The sequence below is a fragment of the Pseudodesulfovibrio sp. genome (assembly GCF_028692895.1).
Taxonomy (GTDB): domain Bacteria; phylum Desulfobacterota; class Desulfovibrionia; order Desulfovibrionales; family Desulfovibrionaceae; genus Pseudodesulfovibrio.
In genome coordinates this window covers 1-3653 of sequence record NZ_JAQUWN010000129.1, presented here as the reverse complement: position 1 = coordinate 3653, position 3653 = coordinate 1, and the positions used below count along the sequence as shown (strand labels likewise).

Annotated in this window: 4 protein-coding genes; all 4 read left to right on the top strand. The window is 64.9% G+C overall.

Annotated elements, in window-relative coordinates; translation table 11 throughout:
- Positions 1–826: dissimilatory-type sulfite reductase subunit beta (gene dsrB, locus PHP91_RS17190; protein WP_300143743.1), on the top strand; the 826-nt coding region annotated here is incomplete at its 5' end.
- Between the two features lie 68 nt (positions 827–894).
- A complete protein-coding gene (locus tag PHP91_RS17185; RefSeq protein ID WP_300143740.1) occupies positions 895–1146 on the top strand; it encodes a dissimilatory sulfite reductase D family protein in 252 nt (83 codons plus the stop codon).
- Positions 1147–1239: 93 nt separating this feature from the next.
- Positions 1240–2637: a cobyrinate a,c-diamide synthase gene (locus PHP91_RS17180; protein WP_300143737.1), complete on the top strand. Its 1398-nt coding sequence runs from the start codon at positions 1240–1242 to the stop codon at positions 2635–2637.
- Positions 2638–2658: 21 nt separating this feature from the next.
- Positions 2659–3653: STT3 domain-containing protein (locus PHP91_RS17175; protein ID WP_300143734.1), on the top strand; the 995-nt coding region annotated here is incomplete at its 3' end.

Here is a 3653-nt window from a genome sequence, read left to right as displayed (position 1 = left end):
CCTGGACGACGCCAAGGCGCTGAAGAAGTACCTGAACGACCAGAAGTTCGAGGGCGGCTCCTACAAGTACCCCGTGGGCGGCACCGGCGCCGGTGTCACCAACATCGTCCACACCCAGGGTTGGGTCCACTGCCACACCCCGGCCACGGACGCCTCCGGTACCGTCAAGGCCACCATGGACGTCGTGTTCGACGACTTCCAGGACATGAAGCTGCCCGCCCCGGTGCGCATCTCCATGGCCTGCTGCCTGAACATGTGCGGCGCGGTGCACTGCTCCGACATCGCCATCCTGGGCATTCACCGCAAGCCCCCCATCATCGACCACGAGTACCTGGACAACCTGTGCGAAATCCCCCTGGCCGTGGCTGCCTGCCCGACCGGCGCCGTTCGCCCGTCCAAGATCGAGATCGGTGAGAAGTCCTTCAAGACCGTCGCCATCAAGCAGGAGCGCTGCATGTTCTGCGGCAACTGCTACACCATGTGTCCCTCCCTGCCCCTGTCCGACAAGGACGGCGACGGCGTGGCCATCATGGTCGGCGGCAAGATCTCCAACCGCATCACCAAACCGTCCTTCTCCAAGGTCGTCGTTCCCTACATCCCGAACGAGCCGCCCCGCTGGCCGACCATGACGAAGGTCATCAAGAAGATCCTCGACACCTACGCCGCCGACGCCCACAAGTACGAGCGTCTGGGCGACTGGGCCAACCGCATCGGTTGGGAGCGCTTCTTCGAGAAATGCGGCCTGGAATTCACCGCTCACCTGATCGATGACTTCCGTGATCCCGCTTACTACACCTGGCGTCAGACGACCCAGTTCAAGTGGTAGAATAACAAAATGTCCGGGGTGCGGCGATGTTGTCGCACCCCGGCTTTTAAAATAGCAAGGAGTCCGTCATGCCTATCGATGATAAGGAAGCCGGAAAAGCCGAAATCATTAAGTTCTGCGAAGAGAAGTCTGGCAGCAAGTCCAAATTCTACTTCAACGACTTTACCAAGCTCTTCCCCGATGCCAAAAGCCGCGAGGTGAAGAAGCTCCTGACCGAACTGGTCCAGGAAGAAAAGATGGTGTTCTGGTCCTCCGGGTCCACCACCATGTACGGCCTGGCCGGTGCCGGTAAGCAGGCCGCGACCGAGGGCGAAAGCTAGTTCTTTGTCCCATCTGGTTGTCTAGGCCTTGCCCATCTCCCGAGGTGGGCAAGGCTTTTCTTGATTTTTTGACCGGGGCGAATCCCGACATTCATGCACATCTCCATCCCACGCTGCATCCTGGCCGGACTCTCCGGCGGAACGGGCAAGACCATCGTCTCCCTGGCCCTGGCGCGGGCGTTCGTCCGCGCCGGACGCGTGGTCGCGCCTTTCAAGAAGGGGCCGGACTACATCGACGCCCAGTGGCTCGGCCTGGCGGCCGGACGCGCCTGCTCCAACCTCGATCCCTATTTCCATCCCGACCGGGTCCTGCGTTCGCTCTTGCTGCACAAATCGAATGGCGCGGACCTGAGCCTTATCGAGGGCAACCGGGGGCTCTTCGACGGCAAGGACGAGCGGGGCACCTGCTCCACGGCCGAGCTGGCGCGCAAGCTCTCGGCCCCGGTCATCCTGGTCGTCGACAGCACCAAGATGACCCGCACCGTGGCCGCCATCGTGCAGGGCTGCGCCACGTTCGAGCCCGGTCTGCGACTGGCCGGAGTGATCCTGAACCGCACCGCCGGGGAGCGCCATCGCTCAATCCTGCGAAAGTCCATCGAGGCTCACACGGACGTTCCGGTGCTCGGGATGCTGCCAAAGATCGCCAGCGATCCCATCCCGGAGCGGCACATGGGGCTGATGTCCGACCAGGAATACGGCGGCGAGGGGCCCGAGGGCGTCCACCGCGCGCTTGACGCCCTGGCGGACCTGGCCGACGGCTGGCTGGACATGGCGGCCATCGAACGCGTCTTTTCGTCCGCGCCGGATTTCGGCCCGGACCCCGGCCCGCTCTTCGCTGGCGAACCCGCGCCCCGGCGGGCCCGTATCGGCTACGCGCACGACGCGGCCCTGTGGTTCTACTACCCGGAAAACCTGGAGGCCCTGGAACATGCCGGGGCCGAGCTCGTCCGGCTCTCCGTGCTCTCGGACGAGCCGTGGCCCGAGATAGACGGCCTGTACCTGGGCGGCGGATTCCCCGAGGTCTTCGCCGCGCGCATCGCGGCCAACGCGCCGCTGCTCGGCCGCCTCAAGGGGTTGGCCGACGCCGGGCTGCCCATCTATGCCGAGTGCGGCGGGTTCATGATCCTGTGCGACTACCTGGAGATGGACGGGGAGCGCCACCGCATGGCCGGGGTCTTCCCCGTGGGCACGACCTTCTGCCCGAAGCCCCAGGGGCTGGGCTACACCGAGGCCGTTGCGGTGGGCGAGAATCCGTTCTATCCCGTGGGCGAGACGGTTCTGGGCCACGAATTTCACTACTCCGTCTGCCTGTCCGGCAACGAGCCGGGCCTGTGCTACACCCTGGAAATGCGCCGGGGAAAGGGCATCGGGACGGGGCGCGACGGCCTGCTTTATGAAAATACGTTTGCGGGGTATAACCACATCCACGCACTGGCGGCGCCCGGCTGGGCCGAGCGGTTCGTGGCCGCGGCCGCCCTTCGGAAAAAGTAACCCGGGATACGTGACAGCAAGATGAATGTGCTCAATACATGGTATGCGCGCGGCGTGGACGCGGTGGGCGCCGAGCCCTCGTGGAAGCGCGACTGGCGCTGGATTTGCCTGTGGTCAGCGGTTTCCTACATCGCGGTGGCCGCCCTGCGCCTGAGCTTCGCCGGACGCTGGGACCACCCCGAGCTGTGGGTCGGAAGTGAACGGATACTGTCCACGCACGACGCCTATTTCTGGCTGGCCAAGGCCAAGGGGCTCGGGGAGCTCTCCGGCTACCTCCTGGCCCGGTTGGCCGCCGGACTGCATGGCTGGTTCGGCGTATCCTATGGGGACATCGGCTTTTGGATGCCTGCGCTCATGGGCGCGCTGGTCGGCGTGGTTTGCTGCTTGTGGGGCTGGCTGATCGGCGGACGCCATGCCGGGATTTTCGCCGGTCTGGCCGGGGCCCTGACGCCGGGGTTCTTTTACCGCTCCAGGCTCGGATATTTCGACACGGACATGTTCACCCTGCTCATGCCGCTGGTCGTGACTTGGCTTTTGGCCTTCTGGCTGCGGTTCCACCTGCGGAGCGCCTGGTTCGGACGCGGCGGGACGCCCGAGGCGGCGGTTCCGTCCCTGTGGATGGCCTTCTGCTTCGGCGTGGCCATGCGCATCGCCATTCAGTGGCACGACGATATCCTCAACGTCACCATCATGTACCTGCTCTTCGCCGCGGGCGTGCTGCTTGTCGGCGGGGCGCGGGGGCGGCGGGCCAACGGGTTCCTGGGCCTGTGCGCCATGCTGCTTTTGGCCTTTCCGGGAGAGGGCAATGGGCACCTGTTCATCGTGCCCTTGACTCAATTGCCGTTTGGCGGTTTCCCGTCGACCTATTGGGAGTCGATGGGTTGGGGGGGGCTGGTCGCTCTGATCCTCTGCCTGTTCGCGAACGGGCCGCGCATGCGGCCCGCGGTGATGGACAATTTCTGGTTCGCGTTCGCTCTGTTCGCGCTGCTGGTCTTCGGCCTTCACCTGGTGCAGGA